This window comes from Deltaproteobacteria bacterium, assembly GCA_028818775.1.
Taxonomy (GTDB): domain Bacteria; phylum Desulfobacterota; class Binatia; order UBA9968; family JAJDTQ01; genus JAJDTQ01.
Genome location: JAPPNE010000113.1, coordinates 1 through 3697, shown reverse-complemented (window position 1 = coordinate 3697; position 3697 = coordinate 1). Strand labels below are relative to the sequence as shown.

Genomic DNA, 3697 nt, shown 5'->3' with positions numbered 1-3697 from the left:
AAAGGGGACATCTTAGCTTTGTTGAAAAGGGGACATTATCGCTTTGCGCTAACATGTGGCGGAAAATGTTTGACAAACGCCCTCCGCTTCCCTAGGATTGGCGCAAGCAGAGAAAGGAGGTGGTCAAAATATGAGTGACATATGTAGCTGCGAGGTGACTGAGACCTAGGCTCTCGAGCCTTTTCGGAATTGAGGGTCTTGGTCAATTCCGACAGTACACCGAGCCCTGGCTGGCCGTCGCGTCAGCCGGGGCTTTCTGTTTCCAACGCGCATCCTTCAACGTTTCAACCCGTATCCGACCAACCGACGAAGCCGGCCTGCCGGCCGGTGACGCCGGCTCCGTTCCGGGACTCCCGCCGATAGGAGAAGAACTCCGCCGGGGTGCACGCGGTGCATGGGCCGCTCAAGTGAATCTGATCCTCGGGGACCCCGGCCGCTGCCAGCAACGCCGCGTTCAGCCGTCTAAGGTCGAGGTAGGTGCCGCCGTCCTGCGATTGCAGCGCCGCCTCCGCCCGCTCCCCCCACTGCCGCACCAGGGGGTCGGCCACGTCCGCGCCGATCTCGTAGCAGCACGGTCCGATGGCCGGACCCAGGGCGCACGCCAGATCGCCGGGCGCCGTCCCGTAGCGGCTCTCGATGTGCCGCACCGTCTTCAACGCCACCCCGCCCAAGGTCCCGCGCCAGCCCGCGTGGATGACCGCCGCGAGCCTGCGGTCCGAAGTGCGCGCCCAGAACACGATGGGAACGCAGTCGGCCGTGAGCACGCCCAGGAAAACGCCCGGCGCATCCGTCACCATGGCGTCTCCCTCGCCGGCCTCCTTGCACGGTTCGGCGACGTCGAGGATGGTGTCGCCGTGCCGTTGCCGCATGGTGACCATCCGGGTCCCGGCCATGCCCACGGCGCCCTTCATGGCGCAATAGTTGTCCTTGACCGCCCGTGGGTCGTCGCCGACATTGAAGGAGACGTTGAGGCTCGCGTACGCGCCTTCACTGTTGCCGCCGCTCCGGCCCACGAAGCCGTGCCTCAGTCCGGGCTCGTTCTGCCACTCGGGGATACGATAGACTGTCAGTGACATGATCTCTCCCCCTGCAACCGTCCGTCCTGAGCGTAGCGAAGTCGAAGGACGCCACCATGTCCGGCGGCAGTGGGTCAGAGTTTCCTAGGCTTCTTTGTGACCCGGGACGCGACGCTAGAACCGCTCCAGCAGGGCGCCGAAGCCCTCGACCTTGTCCGACAGGCCGTTCTGGCGCAGCGCGTACCAGTAGATGGCCGTGTTGATGGCGATGACCGGCTTGCCCAGGCGTTGTTCCGCCTCTCCCGCGACGCGGGCCATGGCCAGGTTGGTGCCCACCTGGACCACCGCGTCCACGTCGTCGCCGTCCACTTCCCGGATGGCCGCCTCCAGCGTGTCCGCCTGCACATGCGCGATCAGCACCGGGCTCTCGCACTTGAGCCCCTTGAGGCGCGCCACCTCGTAGCCGCAGTCGGTGAAGAAACGCACCACCTGGGAGTCGCCCACGGGCATGTAGGGCGTGATCACGCCGAGGCGCCGGATGCCGCCGTAGGCCTCCAGCGCCGCCTCGCACGCGTACGAGCCCATGGCCACACGGACGCCCGACCGATTTTCCACGTTGGCCAGCAGGCGCCGGCTGCCCTCGGCGCCGTCCCAGAACGTCTCCGAGGACATGCCCATGATCAGGTAGTCCGGCCGGCAGGTCATGACACGGTCGATGGCGTTGTCCACCTCCGCGCGGATGTTGCGCATCAACTGCTCGAAGTCCGCGTCGTCGTGGATGGGATCGTCGGGAATCCAGATGCGGGCGAAGTGGTTGGTCACACCCTCCGGCCGCATGTCGTCGAACTCCGGCTGTACCGAGGTATTGGTGGAAGGGGCGATGACGGCGAACTTGCGGCGCCATCCCAGTGCGTCACCCATGGTCGGTCCTCCGCGGGACCGTGCGCGGGCGGTCCCGATCGAGTATCGCTGGACGCGCGTTCATGGGCCAAGTTATAACATCGCGGGGTCGCGGTTTCCTATCGCGGCGGCGCGGACCGGCGCATGACCGTCGCCCTTGGAGCCTCCGACACCCGGACCGGTGGCGGTTCCCGCCCCGAGCGCTCGCCGGCAGCGGGCGTGGCGTGGGAGCGCCCGCAACGGAAAGGACGACATGGCGATACCGCAGCGCTACAACACGGGCTACAACATCGGGGTCGGCGGGGCGGTGGTGCGGGACGGACGCCTGCTCTTCGTGCGCCGCGCGTCGCGCCGCGGGCACGGCAACTGGCAGGTCCCCGGCGGCTTCATCGAGCCGGACGAGACCATTGAGGACGCGGTGGTGCGCGAGGTGGCCGAGGAGGCAGGGGTCGAGGCGGAGGTCGAGGGAGTGCTGGGCATCCGCAGCCGCTACGACGCCGAATCCGGCAACAGCCTGTACGTCGTGCTGCTGCTCCGGGGACTGACCGCCGAGCCCACGCCAGACGGGCGGGAAGTGGACCGCGCGGTGTACCTTTCCCTCGACCAGATCCGCGCGCTGGACCCACTGCCGCAGACCAACTGGGAGGTGGCGCAGAGCGCCCTGGTGCCCGAGCCGCGGCTCTTGATGCCCAAGACCGTGTCGAACCAGCGGGGTGCGATCTTCCAGCTCTTCATCGGCTAACCGGCCTGCGGCGGCCTGCGGTTTGGTTGCGGAATCGTACCCTCCATGTTACACGAAACCCCCATGAACAATGTGGAACCGAGGTACGCGGATCTCGCGGAAAAGTCGCTCGCCGGAGAGCTTCTGTCGCCGGCTGAAATGAAGTCGGTTATTCACGGCGCCGACGAAAGGCTGCCGGAACTGCTCGACGCCGCCTTCCGCGTCCGCCACCACTACTTCGGCAAACGGGTGCAGATCCACGTGCTCATGAACGCCAAGAGCGGACTGTGCCCCGAGGATTGCGGCTACTGCTCGCAGTCGTCGGTTTCCGAGGCCGAGATCGACAAGTACCCGTTCATGGCCAAGGAAGAACTGGTGGAAGCAGCGGTGAGGGCCAAGGAGGCGGGCGCCATGCGCTTCTGCCTGGTCAACAGCGGCCGCGGCCCGACGGTCAAGGAAACCGAGCGGATGGCCGACGCCGTGGCCGAGATCAAGCGCCGCGTCCCCATCAACATCTGCGCGTGCATGGGGCTGCTCACGGAGTCCAAGGCGCGCATCCTCAAGGAAGCCGGGGTCGAGCGGGTCAACCACAACCTCAACACCAGCAGCCGCTACCACCCGGAGGTGGTCACCACGCATACCTACGAGGACCGCGTGGCGACCCTGGAAAGCGTCAAGGCCGCGGGACTGTCCACCTGCTGCGGCGGCATCGTCGGACTCGGCGAGCAGGACGACGACGTCATCGACCTGGCGGTGTCGTTGCGGGAACTCGACGTGGATTCCATCCCGGTGAACTTCCTGCACGCCATTCCGGGAACCCCCATGGCCGGGCGCTCCAACCTGACGCCGCAGTACTGCCTCAAGGTCCTGTGCCTGTTCCGCTTCGTCAACCCGGGCAAGGAGATCCGCGTGGCCGGCGGCCGGGAAGTCAACCTGCGCTCGCTGCAGCCGCTGAGCCTCTACCCGGCCAACTCCATCTTCGTCAACGGCTACCTGACCACGTCGGGCCAGGACGCCTCCGACGCCCACCGGATGATCGAGGACCTGGGCTTCGAGATCG

4 protein-coding genes are annotated in these 3697 nt (G+C 66.7%); 2 read left to right on the top strand and 2 right to left on the bottom strand.

The annotated features are described in order from the left end of the window. Positions 1-284: 284 nt before the first annotated feature. Complete coding sequence (pgeF, locus tag OXU42_13140; protein ID MDE0030333.1) at positions 285-1076, bottom strand: peptidoglycan editing factor PgeF; 792 nt, start codon at positions 1074-1076, stop codon at positions 285-287. A gap of 114 nt (positions 1077-1190) precedes the next feature. Continuing rightward, the gene (locus OXU42_13135; protein MDE0030332.1) at positions 1191-1937 is read right to left on the bottom strand and encodes an arylmalonate decarboxylase; all 747 of its coding nucleotides are present in this window, start codon (positions 1935-1937) and stop codon (positions 1191-1193) included. A gap of 232 nt (positions 1938-2169) precedes the next feature. Here OXU42_13135 and OXU42_13130 point away from each other — a divergent pair, with 232 nt between their 5' ends. Both OXU42_13130 and bioB read left to right on the top strand, forming a co-directional pair. Next, the gene (locus tag OXU42_13130) at positions 2170-2658 is read left to right on the top strand and encodes an NUDIX domain-containing protein (protein ID MDE0030331.1); all 489 of its coding nucleotides are present in this window, start codon (positions 2170-2172) and stop codon (positions 2656-2658) included. A gap of 63 nt (positions 2659-2721) precedes the next feature. Continuing rightward, on the top strand, positions 2722-3697 hold a 976-nt coding region (gene bioB / locus OXU42_13125), incomplete at its 3' end, for a biotin synthase BioB (protein ID MDE0030330.1).

Excerpts from the sequence above, each read along its gene's own strand:
- pgeF (MDE0030333.1), bottom strand. The coding sequence starts at position 1,076 with ATGTCACTGACAGTCTATCGTATCCCCGAGTGGCAGAACGAGCCCGGA.
- OXU42_13135 (MDE0030332.1), bottom strand. The coding sequence starts at position 1,937 with ATGGGTGACGCACTGGGATGGCGCCGCAAGTTCGCCGTCATCGCCCCT.
- OXU42_13130 (MDE0030331.1), top strand. The coding sequence starts at position 2,170 with ATGGCGATACCGCAGCGCTACAACACGGGCTACAACATCGGGGTCGGC.